The organism is Phytopseudomonas daroniae (assembly GCF_004327285.1).
GTDB classification, from domain to species: Bacteria; Pseudomonadota; Gammaproteobacteria; order Pseudomonadales; family Pseudomonadaceae; genus Aquipseudomonas; species Aquipseudomonas daroniae.
Genome location: NZ_QJUI01000001.1, coordinates 13290 through 32626, shown reverse-complemented (window position 1 = coordinate 32626; position 19337 = coordinate 13290). Strand labels below are relative to the sequence as shown.

The window sequence follows — 19337 nt, the reverse complement described above, 5'->3', positions numbered from 1 at the left end:
ACAAGAACAACAGCGGCGGACAGATCCGCCCGGATGGAGAAACGCAAGGTGAACTCCGATATCAGACCGCAGTATCGCCCGGTAACCATTGGCCGCCCGCCAGTGGAGGTCAGTGAGCATCATGGCGTTCTGCATATGCGCTCGCTGGAACCGCTGGCGCCGTTGCCCGAGCGCCTGCTCGACCGCTTGCTGCACTGGGCCGAGGTGCGCCCGCAACAGACCTTTATCGCCGCCCGCGACCAGGGCGGCGACTGGCAGCGCATCAGCTATGCGCGGATGCTCAGCCGGGTACGCGCCATCGCGCAGGGCTTGCTCGGCTTCGGCCTGAGTGCCGACCGGCCGCTGGCGATCCTCTCCGGCAACGATCTGGAGCATCTGCAGATCGCTCTTGGCGCCATGTACGCAGGCATTCCCTATTGCCCGGTATCGCCGGCCTATTCGTTGCTGTCCCAGGACTTCGCCAAGCTGCGCCACGTCTGCGATCTGCTGCGCCCGGGGCTGTTGTTCGTCAGCGATGCCGCGCCCTTCCAGCGCGCCATCGATGCGGTGCTGCCGGCCGAGGTGCCGCTGGTCTCCGTGCGCGGCGAGATCGCCGGACGTCAGCGCATCGACTTCGCCAGCCTGCTGCAACAGCCCGGCGGCGCCGAGGCCGAGGCGGCATTCGCCGCCACCGGGCCGGACAGCATCGCCAAGTTCCTGTTCACCTCTGGTTCGACCAAGCTGCCCAAGGCGGTGGTCACCACCCAGCGCATGCTCTGCGCCAATCAGCAGATGCTCCTGCAGACCTTCCCGGTGTTCGGCGAAGAGCCGCCGGTACTGGTCGACTGGCTGCCCTGGAACCACACCTTCGGCGGCAGCCACAACCTGGGCATCGTGCTGTACAACGGCGGCACCTTCTACCTCGACCAGGGCAAACCGACCGCCCAGGGCATGGCCGAAACCCTGCGCAATCTGCGCGAGATTTCGCCCACGGCTTACCTCACCGTGCCCAAGGGCTGGGAGGAACTGGTCAGCGCCCTGGAGCAGGATGCCGCGTTGCGCGAGACCTTCTTCGCCCGCATCAAACTGTTCTTCTTCGCCGCTGCCGGGCTGTCGCAAAGCGTCTGGGATCGCCTCGACCGGGTCGCCGAGCGGCACTGTGGCGAGCGCATCCGCATGATGGCCGGGCTGGGCATGACCGAAGCCGCGCCGTCCTGCACCTTCACCACCGGGCCGCTGTCCATGGCCGGCTACATCGGCCTGCCGGCACCGGGCTGCGAAGTACGCCTGGTACCGGTGGCCGGCAAGCTGGAAGGGCGTTTCCGCGGGCCGCACATCATGCCCGGCTACTGGCGTGCGCCGCAGCAGAGCGAAGAAGTGTTCGACGAGGATGGCTTCTACTGCTCCGGCGACGCCCTCAAGCTGGCCGACCCGACGGATCCGCAACTGGGGTTGATGTTCGACGGGCGTATCGCCGAGGACTTCAAGCTGTCCTCCGGAGTGTTCGTCAGCGTCGGCCCGCTGCGCAACCGCGCGGTGCTGGAAGGCGCGCCCTATGTGCAGGATGTGGTGGTCACCGCGCCGGATCGAGAATGCCTGGGCCTGCTGGTGTTCCCGCGCCTGTACGAGTGCCGGCAACTGGCCGGGCTGGATGCCTCGGCCAGCGATGCTCAGGTGCTGGCCAGCGCCCCGGTGCGCGACTGGTTCGCCGGCTGGCTGCAACGCCTCAATCAGACGGCCACCGGCAATGCCACGCGTCTGGAATGGATCGCCCTGCTGGAGCAGGCACCGTCCATCGACCGGGGCGAGATCACCGACAAGGGCTCGATCAACCAGCGTGCCGTGCTGCAATGGCGGGCGGAGCAGGTGGAGGCGCTGTACCGCGGCCGGGACGACTCGATCCTGCGTGCCGAGCCACGTCCATGAGCGGCGGCCAGTACACGGCCTTCGACGATGTGGCGATCATCGAGGCGCTGCGCACCCCCTGGGTCGACCTGAACGGCGCGCTGGCCCAGGTGTCGCCCATCGACCTGGGCATCAAGGTCGGGCGTGCCGTACTGTCGCGCGCCGGCCTCGATTCGCGAGCGGTGGACAGCGTGCTGGCCGGCTCCATGGCCCAGGCCAGTTTCGATGCCTACCTGCTGCCGCGGCATATCGGCCTCTACAGCGGTGTGCCGCAGACCGTGCCGGCGCTGGCCGTGCAGCGTATCTGCGGCACCGGCCTGGAACTGTTGCGCCAGGCCGGCATGCAACTGCGCGACGGTGTGCAACTGGCACTGTGCGTGGGCGCCGAGTCCATGTCGCGCAACCCCATCGCCGCCTACGATCATCGCGGCGGTTTCCGCCTCGGCGCGCCGGTCGAATTCAAGGATTTCCTCTGGGAGGCGCTGCACGACCCGGCGCCGGATCTGGACATGATCGCCACCGCCGAGCGCCTGGCCCGCGATTACGGCATCGGCCGCGAGCAGGTGGATGCCTATGCGCTGGACAGCCATCGGCGTGCATTGCAGGCCCGCGATACGGGCTGGCTGGCCGAGGAGATCGTCGCCGTCGGCAACGAGACATTCGTGCTGGAGGGTTATCGGAATCGCGGCATTCGGTTACCGCGGCGGGTCGAGAGCGTCGAGCAGGACAGCCACCCACGACCCACCGATGTCGAGGCATTGGCACGCTTGTCAGCGATCCACACCGATGGTGTGCAGACCGCCGGCAACAGTTGCGCGGTGGTCGATGGCGCCGCCGCCGCGCTGGTGGGGCGGGCATCCGCGTGCAGACGACCGCCGCTGGCCCGGCTGCTGGCCGCCTGCGTGGTCGGTGTGGCGCCGGAAGCGATGGGCATCGGCCCGGCGCCGGCGATCCGCCTGTTGTTGCAGCGCAGCGGCCTGGCACTGGACGACATCGCCCTGCTGGAAATCAACGAAGCCCAGGGCGCCCAGGTGCTGGCCGTGGCCCAGACACTGGAGCTGGATCCTGGGCGTCTCAATCGCCGCGGAGGCGCCATCGCCCTGGGCCATCCACTGGCGGCCACCGGCCTGCGCCTGGTCATGACCCTGGCGCGGCAGCTACGCGACGGCAATCTGCGCTACGGCATCGCTGCCGCCTGCATCGGTGGCGGCCAGGGTATGGCGCTGCTGATCGAAAACCCTGGCTATCACGCCTGACGCCTTCACTGCCTGCTGGGAGACCGATCATGTGGCACTACCACGCGCCTCTGCGCGATATGCAATTCGTCCTCGAACACTGGCTGCAGGCGCACGCTGCCTGGGCCGAGCTGCCGTCTTTCGCTGACCTCGATCTGCCGTTGGCGCTGCAGGTGCTGGAGGAGGCCGGGCGTTTCAGTTCAGGCGTGCTGGCGCCGCTGAATGCCAGCGGTGACCGGCAGGGCTGTTGCTGGCAAGACGGCGAAGTGAGCACGCCCGATGGTTTCGTCGAGGCCTACCGCGCTTATGTGCAGGGCGGCTGGCCAGCGCTGGCCTGTGATCCTGCCCATGGCGGCCAGGGCCTGCCGCAACTGCTCGACGCGGCGCTGCAGGAAATGCTCTACGCCAGCAACCATGCCTGGTCCATGTACACCGGCATCGCCCATGGTGCCTACCTGTGCCTGCAGGCCCACGCGCCGGAAGGCATCAGGACGCGCTACCTGGAATCCATCGTCAACGGTCAGGCGCTGCCAACCATGTGCCTGACCGAGCCCCAGGCCGGCAGCGATGTCGGTCTGTTGCGCTGCCGTGCCGAAGGGCAGCCCGATGGCAGCTACCGTGTGAGCGGCAACAAGCTGTTCATCTCCGGCGGCGAGCACGACCTGACCGACGATATCCTGCATCTGGTGCTGGCACGCCTGCCGAATGCGCCGAGCGGCAGCCGTGGTGTGTCGCTGTTTCTGGTGCCCAAGCTGCTGGATGACGGTCGCCGCAATGCCGTGCGCTGTGACGGCATCGAACACAAGATGGGCATCAAGGGCAGCGCCACCTGCTCGCTGAGTTTCGACGGTGCCCAGGGCTGGTTGATTGGCGAGGCCAATCGTGGCTTGGCGGCCTTGTTCGTGATGATGAATTCGGCGCGCCTGCACGTCGGCCTGCAGGGCCTGGGGCATGCCGAGGCGGCCTGGCAGAACGCCGCCGAATACGCTCGCCAGCGCCAGCAGATGCGCGCGCCCGCTCGCCCTGCCGGGGTGGCCGCCGCTGGCACCGACCCGATCCATTATCACCCGGCCATGCGCCTGGCCCTGCTGCGCCTGCGTACGGTCAGTCAGGGCCTGCGTGTCATCGGTTACTGGGGGGCGCATCTGCTGGATCAGGCCGAGCACGCCGCCAGCGCGGGTGCGCGTCAGCAGGCTCAGCGTCTGGCTAGCCTGCTGACGCCGGTCATCAAGGCCTTCTTCACCGACCAGGGTTTTCACCTTGCCAGCGAAGCGTTGCAGGTCTTCGGTGGCTATGGCTACATCGGTGAGTACGCCATCGAACAGACCCTGCGCGATAGCCGCATCGCCATGATCTACGAAGGCAGCAACGAGATTCAGGCCAACGACCTGCTGCTGCGCAAGGTGCTCGGCGATGGCGGCGCGGCTCTGGATGAGTTGCTGGCGGTGTTCGAGCAGGAAGTGGCGGCGGGCGGTGAATATGCCGAGCAGTTGAAAGCGTTGTGCGTGAGGTTTCGGGGCTTGGTGAAGGACATCTTTGCGCATGCCCAGAACGACGATGAATACCCGTACCGGATCGCTGGGGATTTTCTCCATCTGATCGGCTGGTCGCTGCTGGCGTTCGCCTGGGCTCGCTCGGCACGGCTGGTGCAACCGCTGTTGGCCGAGGATTGCTGGTATCAGAAGAAACTCGACAGTGCGGCGTTCTTCTTCAGCTATCTGCTTCCGGAGATCGAGCTGCGAACTGCCCGGATCGATGCCGCGCGGGCACCGCTACCGTTTCTGGATTGACGGGCGCTTTTGATCCGCAGATGCGTGATGTGCAAATGAATGGAAACAATGTGGCGTAAGCGGCCGGTCGTTCCCGTAGGGTGGACAACGCTCTTTTTGTCCACCATTGCGATTGCAGAACGGTGGATGGGTCGGGCCGCGTAGGTGAAGCGTCAGCTACGCGCCCCGATCCACCCTACAACCTGACAGTCCGGCTCAACCGTTGACCTTGTGCAACAGGCGCAGCAACTGGGCACGTTCGTCGTCGTCCAGGGCGGCGGTGGCCGCTTCGTCGCTGGCCACGGCGATGGCCTTGAGTTGTTCCAGCAGAGCCAGCCCGGCCTTGGTGAGGAACACGCCGTAGGCGCGCTTGTCCTGTACGCCGCGTACGCGTTGGGCCAGGCCGCGGGTTTCCAGTTTATTGAGCAGCGGCACCAGTTGCGGTGGTTCGATGGCCAGTTGGCGGGCCAGATCCGCCTGCATCAGGCCGGGCTCGTTCTCGATGATCACCATGGCGGTGAATTGTGCGGGGCGCAGGTCATGCTCGGCGAGGTTGCCGACCAGATGCTGGAACACTTTCAACTGGGCGCGGCGCAAGGCATAGCCGACCAGCGTGTCCAGCCAGTTGTCGCTGAGGGCGGCGGCCTCGTGCGAGGTGCTGGGGGCTGTATCGATCTGACTGGAGGGGCTGCTCATGCGAGGGACTCTTCTTCGGTTAAGCGTGTTAAGCATTTTGCATGCTTGCGCTGCAGCTGGCCAGTGGCGCGGCTCTACGCATCTGTTAACGGTTGCTCAACAAGCTTTAACAACCTTTAACAACACCGCTTGGCGATCCCTCCCTAGGCTTCGAGTCGTTGCAGGAAAGCCCGCTCATCGAGGTGGTTTTCCTGGAACCGGCTATCACCGGTGGTGGTGCCGCCAATTACCCCTTGATTCGTTCGGAGATATCCCATGGCTGAGACTCCTCCAGTAAGCAGTGGCAACGCAGACGCCGCCATCGACAAGATGTCCGCGGTGTTCGATATGGCGATCGAGAAATCCGCCAAGATCACCGAGATCACCACGGCCAAGAAAGCCGAGCTCGACGCTACCAAACAGCGTCCGCAGAACTGACCCGGGCTGCAGGCGGCGCCTGGCGTCGCCTGCAACCTGTGTCTGCGCCGTTATCGGCAGCTTTTCCATCGAGTGCGTGGCAGGGTCGTTCTGGCCAACTGCGTCGCTCGATAACGCGATCCCTGAGCCTTGGCGCGAGCCGCGAACCCGGTGAGTCAAATGACTGCGATAGCCTCTAGTTCCGCCCTGCCGAACAGCGGCGACCTGCCCCGTCTGGATGTGACCGCTGGCGTCCATCGCGGCGTTTCCCTGTCGCTGGATGAAGCGGTGTATAGCATCGGCAGTGGCGCTACGACGAACCTGATGCTGCGCGACGCCGGGGTCGTGGAGCGTCATCTGACCCTGCGTTTCAGCGCTCGCCACGTCGGCGTCGAGGCCACCGGTGGCGATGTACGGGTGATCCGCGCCGGGCGTGAAACGACGATCGCGCGCGGGCACGGCTACCGCGGTCGACTGCCTGTGGATATCCGTATCGGCGAAGCGACCCTGCGCCTCGCCGTACCCGAACGCAATGGCCCCGCTGTGAATCCCGTGTGGTACGGCAAGGCGCAGTGGGCCATCGCCGCCTTGTTCATGTTCATCTGTGCGGGCGCCCTGGCAATGCTGCGCGACACCCCGATGTACGCTTCCGAGCCCGAATCGCTGCAGCGCCTGAGTATCGCCGAGGAGCAGCCTGCACAGGCGCCCAGGGCGGCGTCGCTGCAATTGGCCCGCGCCGACCTGGCCAGCCAGGCCAAGGCCGCCGGCCTGGACAATCTCAAGCTCGACGTCAGCGCCGGGCAGGTGCGCGTCAGTGGTACCGTGGAGCCTGGCCAGGAGCAGGACTGGCTGGCCCTGCAGCAGTACTTCGACAGCCGGTACGGGCGCCAGTACGTGCTGCGCGGCGATGTCCGCGTGCGCGAAAGCGCCGCCCGCCCTCGGGTCAATTTCCAGGCCGTGTGGTTCGGCGACAACCCCTACGTGATCAATGCATCAGGCGCGCGCCTGTATCCCGGTGCGCCGCTGGAAGGTGGCTGGAAACTCGAGCGCATCGAGGACGGTCAGGTGGTGCTGGCGCTCGGTGACGAGCGTTTCGCCCTCACGCTCGGGCGTTAGCATGAAGATCGATTCACGCGCCCCGCTGGCGCCTTCGGATGCAGCGTCCGAGGTTCGTACCCGCCCGAATGAGCTGCTCCCCGTTTCACCCACGCCGCCACCCGTCGTTCGCCAGCCCAGCCTGCCGCGCACGCCGCCGCTGCCGTCGATACAGGATGACCTGCAGGCGTTGGAACTGGCCGCTGGTGTGGAGCCTGGGCTGTTCGCCGGCTCGCGGCCCGCGGAAATTCTCGAGGACATTCTCGAACGCATCCTGCCGACGCTGCCGCTCGACGGTGAAACCAGAACACTGGCCATGGCCCTCGTCCGTGAGGAGCTCGACACCCGTCAGGCCCTGGATCGGCAGCGGGTCGAAACCGAGACGGGGGAATGATGCAGCGCGACGATCACGATGCCGCCAAGCTGTTGCAGGGCCTGGGTGATCTTTACCTGCGGGTCGGTCAGGGGCAGCGCGCCCTGGTGCTGTTGCTACTGGCCGTGCAATTGAACCCGGATGACCGGGTGCTGCTGGCCCGCCTGGCCGCTGCCTTCACCGCCAGCGGCGATGGCGAGCGGGCGTTGCGCACGCTGGATCATCTGCACGCGCTGCAAGGCGAGTCCGCCGCCTGGCTGTTGCTGCGCAGCCGTGCCCTGTGGTGCGCCGGCCAGCACCACGAGGCGCGCAGCTGTTTCGCCCGCTACCGGCAGATGCGCCAGGAGCGTGCAGCATGATGGCGCGCCTCAGCGCCCTGGCGGGCATGGCCGCGCAACGTACCGAGGTGGTGATCGTCGCCTTCATGATGATGGCCATCGTGATGATGATCATCCCGCTGCCGACCTACCTGGTCGATACCCTGATCGGCATCAGCATCGCCTTGAGCATCCTCGTGCTGATCGTCGCGTTCTACATCAGCAAGCCGCTGGAGCTGTCCGCGCTGCCGGCGCTGATCCTGCTCAGCACGCTGTTCCGCCTGGCTCTGTCGATCAGCACCACGCGGCTGATCCTCTTGCATGGTGATGCCGGGCACATCATCGAAGCCTTCGGCAAATTCGTCATCGCTGGCGAAGTGGTGGTCGGTCTGGTGATCTTCCTGATCATCACCGTGGCGCAGTTCGTGGTGATCACCAAGGGCGCCGAACGGGTCGCCGAGGTGGCGGCGCGCTTTAGCCTGGACGCCATGCCCGGCAAGCAGATGAGCATCGACAACGACCTGCGTAACGGCGACATCGACTCCAACGAAGCCCGCCGTCGGCGTTCCGACCTGCAGCGCGAGAGCCAGCTGTTCGGTGCCATGGATGGCTCGATGAAGTTCGTCAAAGGCGACGCCATCGCTGGCCTGGTGATCCTTTTCGTCAACCTGATCGGCGGCCTGCTGATCGGCATGCTGTCGCGCGGCATGTCCTTCTCCGAGGCCGGGCATACCTACTCTCTGCTCACCGTGGGTGACGGGCTGATCGCGCAGATCCCGGCGCTGCTGATCGCCGTGGCGGCCGGTACCGTGGTCACCCGGGTCAACAACGAGGCCGAACAGTCCGACCTGGGCACCGAGATCATCCGCCAGATGGGCAACAGCCAGCGGGCCCTGACGCTCACGGCGCTGATCCTCGCCGCCGTCGCGTTCATTCCCGGTTTTCCGGCGCCGGTGTTTCTCGGTCTGTCGGCCGTGCTGGGGCTGTGCGCCTGGATGCTGAGGCGTCGCCAGCGCCGGGAACAGGAAGTCGAGGCGTCAGCGCCCGACGTGGTCGAGGAGGCTATCGAGGCGGAACCCGAAAACGAAGCCGAGCCATCACCCGCCGCCGCGGATTCCCGTGTGCTGCTGTCCATTGGCCCCGGCCTGGCCGAGGCGGTGCCCCTGCAGCCGTTCAAACAGCGCCTCGAGGTGCTTTGCCACGATCTGCACAACGAGCTGGGCATCGAATTTCCGATGCCGTCGGTGCTGGTCGACATGGCCGCTGCAACTGGCAGCTACCGTGTCGAGCTGGAAGGCGTGCCGGTGGATCAGGGCGAGCTGAACCCTGCCCAGGTGCTGCTGCAGGACGATCCCGTGCATCTGCAACTGCTCGACATCCAGGGCGAGGAACGCGCATCGCCGCTGAGCAGCCGCCCGGGCTTGTGGATCGCTGGCGAGCAGCAGGCCGACCTGAGCGATGCGGGCATCGTCTACCTGCGCCCGGACGAAATCCTCCGCGACGTGATGGCGCGCACCCTGCGCCGTTACGCCGGGGATTTTCTCGGCATCCAGGAAACCCGCCAGTTGCTCGCGCATCTGGAAGAGAGCCACGGCGAGCTGGTCAAGGAAGCCTTGCGTGCTGTGCCCTTGCAGCGTGTCGCCGATGCCCTGCGCCGGCTGGTGGCCGAAGGGGTATCGATCCGCAATCGCCGCGCACTGCTCGAGGCGATGGTCGAGTGGGGCGGCCGCGAGGGGGATGTCGGGCGCTTCGCCGATCACCTGCGCATGGCCCTGGCCCGGCAGATCAGCCACCAGCATGCCGATGAGAAACGGGTGATCGCCGCCTTCGTGCTTGGCTCGGCCCTGGAAGCTCAATTGCTGGAGGCCGCGCGCCAGCAAGACACCGGACGCGGTGAAATCCGTGCCCGGGAAGCCACCCGCGGCCTGCTCAAGGCGCTGCGCCAGCAGTGCGCGCAATTGCCCGAGCAGGTTCGACCGACCCTGGTGGTGCACCCGGAATTGCGCCGCCGAATCCTGCGCTTGTGCATTCGTGACGAACTGGAGATGGCCGTGCTGTCCTTTACCGAACTGGCTCCGGAATACAGCCTGCAGGCGATCAAGGTGATCGGCTCACCGGCTACCGCGCGGGCGGAAAGAAGCGAACCCGCACCCGCTCTGGCAGGTGCCACATGATGCGCGGGCTGTTGCTGATGTTCTGCTGCATGCCGTTACTGGCCATGGCGCAGTCGCCGCTGGGTGGCCGCATCGATCTGGCGGCAGGCGAGGGGCGCATCATGCGGTTCGCCGAGCCGGTGGATGCGGTGATGGTCGCCGAACCGGGCATTGCCGATCTGCAGGTGGTGTCGCCTGGCGTCATCTACCTGTTCGGCAAGCGCGCCGGGCACACCACGCTGGTGGCCCTGGGCAGCGACGAGCGGGAGATCGCCTCGCTGCAGATCAATGTCGGCAGCAATGGCCGGCCGATCAGCAGCGCGCTGCGCAGCAGCCATCCGCAGAGCGGCGCCGAAGTGAAGGGTGTGGGTAACCGCCTGACGGCCCGTGGCCAGGTCAGCGGCGTCGGCGAGGCGCTGGATCTCAACGCCATGCTCGATCCCACCGGGCAGGAATGGCAGAGCGCAGTGAACACCGCCACCTACCCGGGGTCGGCGCAGGTAAACATTCGCGTGCGCTTCGCCGAAGTGTCCCGGGAAGAGCTGCTGCGTTACGGGGTGAGCTGGAACGCGCTGTTCAACAACGGCACCTTCTCCTTCGGCCTGCTCACGGGAGGCAATCTGGCGGCGGAAGCCGCCGCTGGCGCTTCCAACCTGATCGGCGTCGGCCTGGACAGCGGCCACTTCAATATCGACACCGTGCTCGAAGCACTGCAGAGCAACGGAGTGCTGGAGATTCTCGCCGAGCCCAACATTACCGCCATGACCGGTGAAACGGCGAGCTTCCTGGCGGGCGGTGAAGTACCGGTACCGGTGCCGGTGAACAGCGACCTGGTCGGCATCGAATACAAGTCCTACGGCGTGTCGCTGCTGTTCAGCCCGACACTGCTGCCCAACGACCGTATCGGCCTGCAGGTGCGCCCGGAGGTCAGCAGCCTGATGGGCGGCAGCACCCTGGAGGTGTCCGGCTTCCGCGTGCCGTCGTTCCGTGTGCGCCGCGCGGATACCCGTGTCGAGGTGGGCAGCGGCCAGACCTTCGCCATCGCCGGTCTGTTCCAGCGCGAGAACTCCCAGGATCTGGAGAAAGTCCCGCTGCTCGGTGACATGCCGATCCTCGGCAACCTGTTCCGCTCCAAGCGCTTCCAGCAGAACGAAACCGAGTTGGTGATCCTGATCACGCCCTACCTGGTCGAACCGGTGCAGACCCAGGCGATGCTCACACCCCTCGACCGCACCCTGGGGGCGCGCGCCGATGCGCCCGCGCGTAGCAGTTCCTTCGGGTTTCACGTGCAATGAACGGGGGTACCGCGATGACTCGTCTGAGCATGCTGTCCATCTGCCTGCTGCTCAGCGCCTGTCAGACCGAATTGCAGGCGCCCAGCTATTCCCATGGTTACCAGACCATCGTCGATGGCAATGGCCAGACTCTGCTGGTGCCGGATGCCTGTCGTCGCGTTTCGGATGAGGGCCAGCCGGTCGATGAACAGGCGCTGCTACCACTGCCGCCTGGCTGCGCCAACAACGCCAATCTGCTGCAGATGGTCGAGCGCCGCGGTGATCTGCTGCGTGGCCGGCAGACCGGGCCGACGCTGGCCGCGCCGGTAGGTCGGGCGGCGCAGTCGTATCTGGAAGGTTTCGAAACCGACGAGAAGCGCCGCCGCCGGCAGGAGCAGGCGGCGCAGAGCGATACCGGAGGCGGGCAATGAGCCTCGTGATGAAACGGGAACAGACCCTAGTGATCGGCGCTCAGCCCCAGGGCGCGAGCGCGTTCGGCGGGATCCTCGATGGCGGCGATGCGCCGGGCTTCGGCGATCAGCGTCTGGCGCTCGGCCGGGCTGGTGTCGTCGAGCTGCACGCTGGCCGGTTTGCCACGCTTGCCGGCCAGCACCTGGATCAGCAGCGCATTGCGCTGGTGGCGCAGTTGCGCGGTGGGCGAGCGGTCGATGCCGTCGATCTCGCGCAGCGCGTTGTCGCTGTCACCATTGAGGGCATAGGCCAGCGCCAGGTTGCTGCGCGCATCGAGATCGCCGGGCGCCAGCTTGCGAGCCGTGGCGAAGGCGCTCTGCATGGCGCTGATGTTGCCCAGCTGGGCTTCGGCGGCGCCCAGGCGGGCGAAGGCCTGGGCCTCGTTCGGCAACTGCTCGGTGGCGCTGGCGAGCAGCGGCTGGGCGCGCTCCGGATAACCCAGGCGCAACTGCGCGGTGCCCAGGCCGAGCAGGCCGACCGGATTGTCCGGTTCCAGGGCGACGGCTTTCTGGTAGGCCTGTTCGGCGCCGCGGGCGTTGCCGCTGTCCAGTCGTGCACGGCCCAGCCGTTGCCAGGCCTCGAAACCGGCGCCGGGCTGTTCGGCGGCACGCTGATAAAGCGTCGCCGCGGTACCGCGGTCACCGCGTGCCTCGACGTCGTTGGCCAGTTTCATCAGGCGTTGGTAGGCGTCATCGCCCGCTGGCGCGGACGCATTGCTGGGCGCGTTGCTGCTGCAGGCGCCCAGCAGGACGAAGCTGGCGAGCAGCAGGATGCGGCGGGAGGAAATCGACGGCAAAGGCGGTGCTCCTGGGTTGATCCGGCACGTGCCGGGCATTCTATAGAGCCATCATCAGTGGGGTATGTGAAGCGGCTGCGAAATCTTGTGATTGTTGCCGGCCGGCGGTTGTTTCATCGCCCTGCCTGCGCCGATAGTGGTTCCGTCAGGCGCGGCCTGGCGCTGTCCCTGCTGTTGCTGGCGGGCAGTTCAGGGCTGGCACGCGCCGAGGCGACGCCGCAGTGGTACGAGCAGCCCTATGCCTATGTGGTGATCAATCAGGATCTGCGCAGTGCACTGGAGGCCTTCGGGCGCAACCTTGGTCTGCCGATGGCGATTTCCAGTCGGGTCAAGGGGCGTGCACAGAGCAATCTGCGTGCTTCCAGCGCTGGCGAGTTTCTCGACGCGCTGTGTGGCAACAGCGGCCTGACCTGGTTTTTCGACGGCAACATGCTGCACGTGAACAGTGAGGAAGAAATCGAGATCCGCCAGTTCGAACCCAGCGGTTTTCAGCTCGACGAGTTGCAGGCATCCCTGGACGAGCTGGGAGTGGCAGGCAAGCACCTGTCCCTGCGCAGCAGTTTTCACGGGGACGGCATGCTGATTTCCGGGCCACCGCCCTACATGGTGCTGGTTCAGCAACGTATCGATCAGTTGCAGAGCCCGGTGGTGGCGGAACCCGAAGTGGTTCGCGAGCGGGGGGTGCGGGTGTTTCGCGGTAGTGCCGGCATTCAGGTGGTCAAGGGTGCGGACGAATGACGAGCCGTTGAAAAATGCAGGGTGTTTTTCAACGGTCTGATAAACCCAGGTGAAAGGAGAAATCCCATGGCAGTCAGTTCGGTAGATGGCAACAGCACGGTAGAGAACACCCCCGAGGCCGAATTCGACCAGGCGCTGGAAAACGCCCAGGCCGAGGACGAGCTCACCAACGACATGATCACCCAGGCGATCATCCTCGGCGGCCAGTTCATCGTCATGCCGAGGGCCCAGGAGATACTCAAGGAAGCCACCGCGGACGACGAAGAATAACCACGGGGATCGGCCATGACAGTCAGCGCAGCAGTCGCCACGGCGGCCCCCACGGCCGCCGGCCAGGATGTCGCCCAGGTCTCGCAGAACCTGTTCGAGCACATGGCCAGCCAGGCCAAGGGCATGCCCCAGGGCGCCAGCCCGAACCAGATCGGCGAGAACCTGATGGAACGACTCAACGGTTTCATCGACCGCTCGCGCGGCTTTTCCGACAGCGCCAGCGTGGAGCGCACGCCCTACGTCAGCAGCTCGCCGGTGGACAAGGGCGCCGGTGTCGAACCGGGCAAGGTCAACGAGCAGCAGATCGACCGCCTGGTTGGCTCCCTCAGCCGGGTCTTCGATTACTCCATCGAAACCCAGATGGTGGTGCGTGGTGCCACGCAGATTTCCGGCTCTGCCAACACCCTGCTAAGGGGCCAGTGAACATGCGTGGGCATCCTCTTCGCTTGGTCGCGCTGTTGATGCTGACACTGTTGCTGCAGGCCTGTGACGGCATGGTGCTGTACAGCAACCTTGGCGAGCGTGAAGCCAACAGCATGGTCGCCGCATTGCTGCGCGAGGGTATCGCTGCTCAGCGTCAGGTGCAGGAAGATGGCCGCATCACCGTCAGCGTGCCTCAGGAGCGGCTGTCCGACGCCGTGGCCCTGCTCGACGAGGCCGGCCTGCCGCAGCAGCAGTTTTCCAACATGGGCGACGTGTTCAAGAACAACGGTCTGGTGTCCTCGCCGGTGCAGGAGCGGGCACAGATGGTTTACGCCCTGAGCGAGGAGCTGTCGCACACCGTGTCGCAGATCGACGGCGTGCTGTCGGCACGGGTACATGTGGTGCTGCCCGACAATGACCTGCTCAAACGGGTGATCTCACCTTCATCGGCTTCGGTGCTGATCCGCTATGAGCCGGATACCGATGTCGACCAACTGATCCCGCAGATCAAGACCCTGGTGGCCAACGGTATTTCCGGGCTGAATTACGACGGCGTTTCGGTGACCGCGATCAAGGCGGCGATGCGCAACCTGCGTGACGATGCGCGGCCGCCGCTGAGCTCATTCCTGGGCATCTGGATGCTCGATGAAAGCGTGTCGCGGGCACGTACGCTGTTCTTCGGCGGGCTGTTCCTGCTGCTCGGCGTGGCCGGGGCGTTCGCCTGGTACCTGTGGCGCGAGCGCCAAGGGCAGGGCACCTACGTATTGAGGGAAAGCGAATGAGCCAGGCGTTGCGCGACGCCTGGCGTGCGCTGCTGGCTCAACCGATGCAATTCGTCGCCGAAGAGTGCCTCGAGGCCGCGCTGCTCGGTGCCGTGCCGCGTGAGCGAGTGATCGATCTGGCCAGGCAGCCACGCTTCGAGGCGCGCATCGGCGGCTTGCTGGCCTCCTATTACGGGCTGGAACCACTGGCGAGCGTCGGCCAGATTGCGGACGACGATCTGCCGGTGCTGCTCCTCTCTCGGCAGCGCTTCGCTCGTCTCGCCCTGTCCTGTGGTGCCTGCCAGCATGCCGACTTCCTGGCCCGGGAAATTCGCGGCCCGGTGGTGCAGAAGCTGCGTGCGCATCTCGGTGATGAGGTGTACGACCTGGCCGTGAGCTGGCGCGAGCCAGTGGTCGGCCAGCAGGCGATCATCGAAGACGATGCCCTGCTGGCAGCCATCGATCGTGATGGACAGCGTTGCGTGGATGCCTGGCTGGCCGCACAGCCTGCTCCGCTGCAGGCCTGGTTGCGCCTGCGCTTCGATCTGGCCGCGCCGCTGTCGACAGGCGGCGCCGAGGACATCCAGCGGGTACGCCAGGTGGCCTGCGCACTGACCTCCCATGAAGAGCAGGGCGCGGCATGAGCACGCTGCCGAGCAAACCGGGTCAGCGTATCGTGCGTGCCGAGCAGGCCGCGCAGTGGATCGACGGCTATGCCTTTCTGCAGGCCGCCCGCGAAGAAGCCGAGCGAACTCAGGGTGAATTGCAGCAACTGCGTGATCAGGCACGAGAAGAGGGCCTGGCTGCCGGGCGCGCGGAAGGTCAGCGCGAGGCCGCCGAGCTGCTGGCGCGCACGGCGGTGCAGGTCGATGACTACCTGGCCGGCCTGGAAGCGCAGATGACCGATCTGGCCCTGGGCATCGTCCGCCGGGTGATCGGTGAGCTGGATGACGGCACCCGCCTGGCGCTGTGCACACGGCAGGCATTGTCGGCTTTTCGTGAGGCGCAGCGGCTGCGCCTGCATGTCCGCCCCGCTCAGCTCGAAGCCGTGCGCGGACAACTGGTCGATCTCGGCGAGCGTCTGCAGGTGGAGGCGGATGACAGCCTTGCCGCCGGTCATGCCCGCCTGAGCAGCCCCCAGGCCAGCGTCGAGCTGGATCTGCACACCCAGCTCCAGGGGCTGCGTCAGGCGTTGTTGCCCGGCGTGCTGGAGGGCGGCGCATGAACGCACCCCTGCATGACCTGTTGCCGACCCTGGCCGCCCGGCTGGACGATGCGCAGCCGCGACCGTTGCGCGGGCGCATCCGCAGCATTCGCGGCACCTTGATTCAGGCCAGCGTGCCCAACGTCGGTATCGGCGAGTTGTGCCGCCTCAGCGATCCGGCCAGTGGGCGAGTGCTGACTGCCGAGGTGGTGGGGTTCGAGGGCGATGAGGCGATTCTCTCGCCGGTCGGTTCCCTGGAGGGGCTGTCGACCCGTACCGAAATCGTCGCCACCGGTGAGAACCAGAGCGTGCTGGTGGGCGATGCCCTGCTTGGCCGGGTGATCGGGCCGCTGGGCGATTGTCTGGATGGCGGCTCGCCGGTCAGTGGTTTGCAGCGCTATCCGCTGCAGGCCGAACCGCCTGCGCCGTTTTCCCGGCAACTGATCGAACGGCCGATGCCGCTGGGTATTCGCGCCATCGACGGTCTGCTCACCGTGGCGCGCGGCCAGCGCATGGGCATTTTCGGGGAGCCCGGTGTGGGCAAGTCGTCGCTGCTGGCGAGCATCGTGCGTCGCAGCGAGGCTGAAGTGATCGTCATTGGTTTGATCGGCGAGCGCGGGCGTGAGGTACGCGAGCTGCTCGACGTCCATCTGGGGGCTGAGGCCCGTGCGCGCACCGTCGCCGTGGTCGCCACCTCGGATCGGCCGGCCACCGAGCGGGTCAAGGCGGCGCTGGTGGCCACCGCCCACGCCGAGTATCACCGTGATCAGGGCCGCCATGTGCTGCTGTTGCTCGACAGCCTGACCCGCTTCGCCCGCGCTCAGCGCGAGATCGGCCTGGCTATCGGCGAGCCGCCGACCCGCCGTGGTTATCCACCGTCACTGTTTTCCGCCTTGCCGCGTTTGCTGGAACGCTCCGGGCCAGCGGCCACCGGGAGCATCACTGCGCTGTATACGGTTCTCACCGAAGGCGATGCGTCCCTCGACCCGGTGGCCGAGGAAGTGCGCTCGATCCTCGACGGCCACCTTGTGCTCAGCGCCGAGCTGGCCCAGCGCAACCACTTTCCTGCCATCGATGTACTGCAGAGCCGCAGCCGCCTGATGGATCGCGTGGTCGAGCCCGAACAGCGGCAACTGGCCGGCCACCTGCGTGCATTGATGGCGCGGCATGCCGACATAGAACTGCTGCTGCGCACCGGCGACTACGTGCCCGGCAGTGATCCGCTGGCCGACGAAGCCATCGCCCGGCACGCTGCCATCGAGCAGTTCCTGCGCCAGGATGCCAGCGAGCCGAGCAGCCTCGACGACACGCTACGCGCCCTGCGCAAGGTGCTGGCATGAGCAGCGCCCACGCCGTGCAGCAACTGGATGAGCTGCGGCGCTTGCGCGAGCGCCGTGCCGAAGCGCAGTTGGCCAGTTGGCGCGTGCGTTGCCAGGAGGCGGCCGAGCGGCTGGCCGGGGCGCAAGCGGAGGTTCACGAGGCGCTGGCACTGCTCGAAGATGAAGCCCGGCAACTGCAGACCCTGCTCAGCGCCGGTGCGCTGCCGGTGGGGCGTTACCGCAGTGCGCTGGATCTGCTCGACGCGCTGGAGGCACAGCGGGCCCATCTGGCGGAGCGGGCCAATGAGGCATCGCGGCACCTGGCCGACGTGCAGGCCAGCCGTGATCAGGCTCACCAGCTGTGGTTGCGTCGCCAGTTGCAATGCGAGGCGCTGGAGCCCTTGTTGCAACGCCATTACCGCACTCAGCAGCGGGCTGCCGAGGCGGTCGAGGAAAGCCTGGCCGAAGACCGTCCCCATGGAGCCACACGTCGATGAATTGTCTTCAGTCGTCGTTACCGGCGCCGTTGTTGCCGTCGTTGCCGCAGCTCGATGTCGCTCGGCAGGCCCTGCACAATCGCCTGCTGCGTCGTCGCCAGGCCTGGCAGGGGCAAGTGAATGGTGAGCGGTTCGAGGTCAGCATCATCAGCCAGTTGCCAGAAACGGACGCGGCCATCGTGCTGCCGGCGCGTCTCGGCCCGGCGGCGATGCAACTGCACCTGGATGCGCCACTGCTCGAACGACTGCTGGCGCCCCTCGACCTGCAGCGGGATTTCCACAGCCTGCCGCAGCCCTTGCAGAGCGTACTGCTCGAGCAGGCGTTATTGCCCTGGATCGAACCACTCGAACAGGAGCTGGGCGAGGCGCTGAGTCTGGATGCCGACGCGCAGCCCTGGGACTTCATGCTGACCCTGCAACTGAGCGAGCAGGGTACGCGGCTGGGCGTGCTGGGCCTGGGGCTGAGCGCCGTTGCCGGCGAAACCGTTGCCAGGTTGCTGGAGCGCCACCTGCAGCCGGCGCGCCATCCGCTGCCGGCGCTGCACCTGGGCTTGTCGCTGCAGCGCGGTTGGCAATCGTTGAGCCTGGCCGAGCTGCGCAGCCTGCAGCCGGGCGATGTACTGATGCTCGATTGTCCGCCGGGCGCCGATGGCCTGCTGGTGCTCGCCGATGGCCGCCGTCAGGCCCGTTTCAAACGCCGGCAGTCCCGCCTGGAACTGCTCGAAGCCTTGCAACCGATCAACCCGAACACGGAGAACCCCATGGGGCATGACGCCGATGATGCGCAACTGGACGATGTGCCACTGACGGTGATCTGTCAGATCGGCAGCCTGGAAATGCCCCTGGGGCAACTGCGCGAACTGGGCGAGGGCAGTGTGCTGGCCCTGCCGGAAGGAGATTCGCAGCGGGTCGAGCTGATGGTCAACGGCCGCTGCGTGGGGCGCGGCGAGCTGGTTGCTATCGGTGATGGCCTGGGTGTGCGCCTGACCCGCTTTGCCAGCCTATGACGGATTACCAGCCGAACCTGCTGGAAATCATCCTGGTCGTTACCACGATCGGGCTGATTCCCCTGGCGGTGGTGACCCTGACCGGCTTCCTGAAGATATCCGTGGTGCTGTTCCTGATCCGCAACGCCTTGGGCGTGCAGCAGACGCCACCGAACCTGGTGCTCTACGGCATCGCCCTGATCCTCGCGGTGTACGTGACCACGCCGCTGATCGGCGAGATGTATCGCGAGGTGGAGGGCCGCTCGATCAGTCTGCAGAACGCCGAGGAATTGCGCGAGCTGGGGGACGCTCTGCATGCCCCCCTGCAGACGCACCTGTCACGCTTCGCCAACCCCTCCGAGCGCGCGTTCTTCGTGCAGGCCACGGAGACCGTCTGGTCCGAGGAGGCCCGCGCCGATCTGCGCGACGATGATCTGGTGGTACTGATTCCGGCGTTCGTCAGCTCCGAGCTGACCCGCGCCTTCGAAATCGGCTTTCTGCTGTACATCCCCTTTCTGGTGATCGACCTGCTGGTGGCCAACGTGCTGATGGCCATGGGCATGATGATGGTGTCGCCGACGCTGATCTCGATCCCCCTGAAGATTTTTCTGTTCGTCGCCGTCAGCGGCTGGTCACGGCTGATGCACGGCCTGATCCTCAGTTACGGAGGAGGATGAAGC

Annotated in this window: 22 protein-coding genes; 20 read left to right on the top strand and 2 right to left on the bottom strand. The window is 66.3% G+C overall.

Features of this window, described 5'->3' with window-relative positions; translation table 11 throughout:
• The first annotated feature begins 33 nt into the window (after positions 1–33).
• From DNK06_RS00155 to DNK06_RS00145, 3 genes are read left to right on the top strand one after another with little or no spacing between them, the layout of a single operon-like run.
• A complete protein-coding gene (locus DNK06_RS00155; RefSeq protein WP_131178035.1) occupies positions 34–1905 on the top strand; it encodes a feruloyl-CoA synthase in 1872 nt (623 codons plus the stop codon).
• Positions 1902–3140 (top strand): thiolase family protein, encoded by a 1239-nt coding sequence (locus DNK06_RS00150; RefSeq protein WP_131178034.1) that lies wholly within the window; start codon positions 1902–1904, stop codon positions 3138–3140. Before DNK06_RS00155 ends, DNK06_RS00150 begins: the two co-directional genes overlap by 4 nt.
• A gap of 29 nt (positions 3141–3169) precedes the next feature.
• Positions 3170–4909, top strand: a complete 1740-nt coding sequence (locus tag DNK06_RS00145) for an acyl-CoA dehydrogenase family protein (RefSeq protein WP_131178033.1) — start codon at positions 3170–3172, stop codon at positions 4907–4909.
• Between the two features lie 195 nt (positions 4910–5104).
• On the opposite strand, the gene DNK06_RS00140 is transcribed toward DNK06_RS00145, so the two are convergent.
• The gene (locus tag DNK06_RS00140) at positions 5105–5584 is read right to left on the bottom strand and encodes a MarR family winged helix-turn-helix transcriptional regulator (protein WP_131178032.1); all 480 of its coding nucleotides are present in this window, start codon (positions 5582–5584) and stop codon (positions 5105–5107) included.
• A gap of 255 nt (positions 5585–5839) precedes the next feature.
• Here DNK06_RS00140 and DNK06_RS25065 point away from each other — a divergent pair, with 255 nt between their 5' ends.
• The 7 genes from DNK06_RS25065 (at position 5840) to DNK06_RS00110 (ending at position 11623) form a co-directional block, all read left to right on the top strand.
• A complete protein-coding gene (locus tag DNK06_RS25065; protein ID WP_165493604.1) occupies positions 5840–6001 on the top strand; it encodes a hypothetical protein in 162 nt (53 codons plus the stop codon).
• Positions 6002–6160: 159 nt separating this feature from the next.
• Complete coding sequence (locus DNK06_RS00135; protein WP_131178031.1) at positions 6161–7096, top strand: SctD/MshK family protein; 936 nt, start codon at positions 6161–6163, stop codon at positions 7094–7096.
• A gap of 1 nt (position 7097) precedes the next feature.
• Positions 7098–7469 carry a hypothetical protein gene (locus DNK06_RS00130; protein ID WP_131178030.1) on the top strand — a complete coding sequence of 124 codons (372 nt, stop codon included), beginning with the start codon at positions 7098–7100 and terminating at the stop codon, positions 7467–7469.
• A complete protein-coding gene (gene sctY / locus DNK06_RS00125; protein WP_131178029.1) occupies positions 7466–7807 on the top strand; it encodes a type III secretion apparatus assembly chaperone SctY in 342 nt (113 codons plus the stop codon). Before DNK06_RS00130 ends, sctY begins: the two co-directional genes overlap by 4 nt.
• On the top strand, positions 7804–9939 hold the full coding sequence (gene sctV / locus DNK06_RS00120) for a type III secretion system export apparatus subunit SctV (RefSeq protein ID WP_131178028.1): 2136 nt from the start codon (positions 7804–7806) through the stop codon (positions 9937–9939). The genes sctY and sctV overlap by 4 nt, the downstream gene beginning before the upstream one ends.
• Positions 9940–9956: 17 nt before the next feature.
• On the top strand, positions 9957–11213 hold the full coding sequence (locus tag DNK06_RS00115; RefSeq protein WP_242674648.1) for a type II and III secretion system protein family protein: 1257 nt from the start codon (positions 9957–9959) through the stop codon (positions 11211–11213).
• A 14-nt stretch (positions 11214–11227) separates the two neighbouring features.
• Complete coding sequence (locus tag DNK06_RS00110) at positions 11228–11623, top strand: hypothetical protein (RefSeq protein WP_242674642.1); 396 nt, start codon at positions 11228–11230, stop codon at positions 11621–11623.
• A 26-nt stretch (positions 11624–11649) separates the two neighbouring features.
• Here DNK06_RS00110 and DNK06_RS00105 read toward each other — a convergent pair whose 3' ends face one another.
• Positions 11650–12459 (bottom strand): tetratricopeptide repeat protein, encoded by an 810-nt coding sequence (locus DNK06_RS00105; protein ID WP_242674641.1) that lies wholly within the window; start codon positions 12457–12459, stop codon positions 11650–11652.
• 108 nt (positions 12460–12567) lie between these two features.
• Between DNK06_RS00105 and DNK06_RS00100 the strand changes: the two genes are divergently transcribed.
• From DNK06_RS00100 to sctR, 10 genes are all read left to right on the top strand, one after another.
• Positions 12568–13197 (top strand): type III secretion protein, encoded by a 630-nt coding sequence (locus DNK06_RS00100; protein ID WP_242674640.1) that lies wholly within the window; start codon positions 12568–12570, stop codon positions 13195–13197.
• Positions 13198–13263: 66 nt separating this feature from the next.
• On the top strand, positions 13264–13467 hold the full coding sequence (locus DNK06_RS00095) for a hypothetical protein (RefSeq protein ID WP_131178024.1): 204 nt from the start codon (positions 13264–13266) through the stop codon (positions 13465–13467).
• Positions 13468–13569: 102 nt separating this feature from the next.
• A complete protein-coding gene (locus DNK06_RS00090) occupies positions 13570–13890 on the top strand; it encodes a hypothetical protein (RefSeq protein WP_131178326.1) in 321 nt (106 codons plus the stop codon).
• A 2-nt stretch (positions 13891–13892) separates the two neighbouring features.
• The gene (sctJ, locus tag DNK06_RS00085; protein WP_131178023.1) at positions 13893–14672 is read left to right on the top strand and encodes a type III secretion system inner membrane ring lipoprotein SctJ; all 780 of its coding nucleotides are present in this window, start codon (positions 13893–13895) and stop codon (positions 14670–14672) included.
• Entirely contained in the window at positions 14669–15295 is a 627-nt protein-coding gene (locus DNK06_RS00080; RefSeq protein ID WP_131178022.1) for a type III secretion protein, read from the top strand. The genes sctJ and DNK06_RS00080 overlap by 4 nt, the downstream gene beginning before the upstream one ends.
• Positions 15292–15876 carry a type III secretion system stator protein SctL gene (gene sctL / locus DNK06_RS00075; protein ID WP_131178021.1) on the top strand — a complete coding sequence of 195 codons (585 nt, stop codon included), beginning with the start codon at positions 15292–15294 and terminating at the stop codon, positions 15874–15876. The genes DNK06_RS00080 and sctL overlap by 4 nt, the downstream gene beginning before the upstream one ends.
• On the top strand, positions 15873–17195 hold the full coding sequence (locus DNK06_RS00070) for a FliI/YscN family ATPase (RefSeq protein ID WP_131178020.1): 1323 nt from the start codon (positions 15873–15875) through the stop codon (positions 17193–17195). The genes sctL and DNK06_RS00070 overlap by 4 nt, the downstream gene beginning before the upstream one ends.
• Positions 17192–17671 carry a hypothetical protein gene (locus DNK06_RS00065; RefSeq protein ID WP_131178019.1) on the top strand — a complete coding sequence of 160 codons (480 nt, stop codon included), beginning with the start codon at positions 17192–17194 and terminating at the stop codon, positions 17669–17671. Before DNK06_RS00070 ends, DNK06_RS00065 begins: the two co-directional genes overlap by 4 nt.
• On the top strand, positions 17668–18678 hold the full coding sequence (gene sctQ / locus DNK06_RS00060; RefSeq protein ID WP_165493602.1) for a type III secretion system cytoplasmic ring protein SctQ: 1011 nt from the start codon (positions 17668–17670) through the stop codon (positions 18676–18678). The genes DNK06_RS00065 and sctQ overlap by 4 nt, the downstream gene beginning before the upstream one ends.
• A complete protein-coding gene (sctR, locus tag DNK06_RS00055; RefSeq protein ID WP_042556778.1) occupies positions 18675–19334 on the top strand; it encodes a type III secretion system export apparatus subunit SctR in 660 nt (219 codons plus the stop codon). Before sctQ ends, sctR begins: the two co-directional genes overlap by 4 nt.
• Positions 19335–19337: the final 3 nt, after the last annotated feature.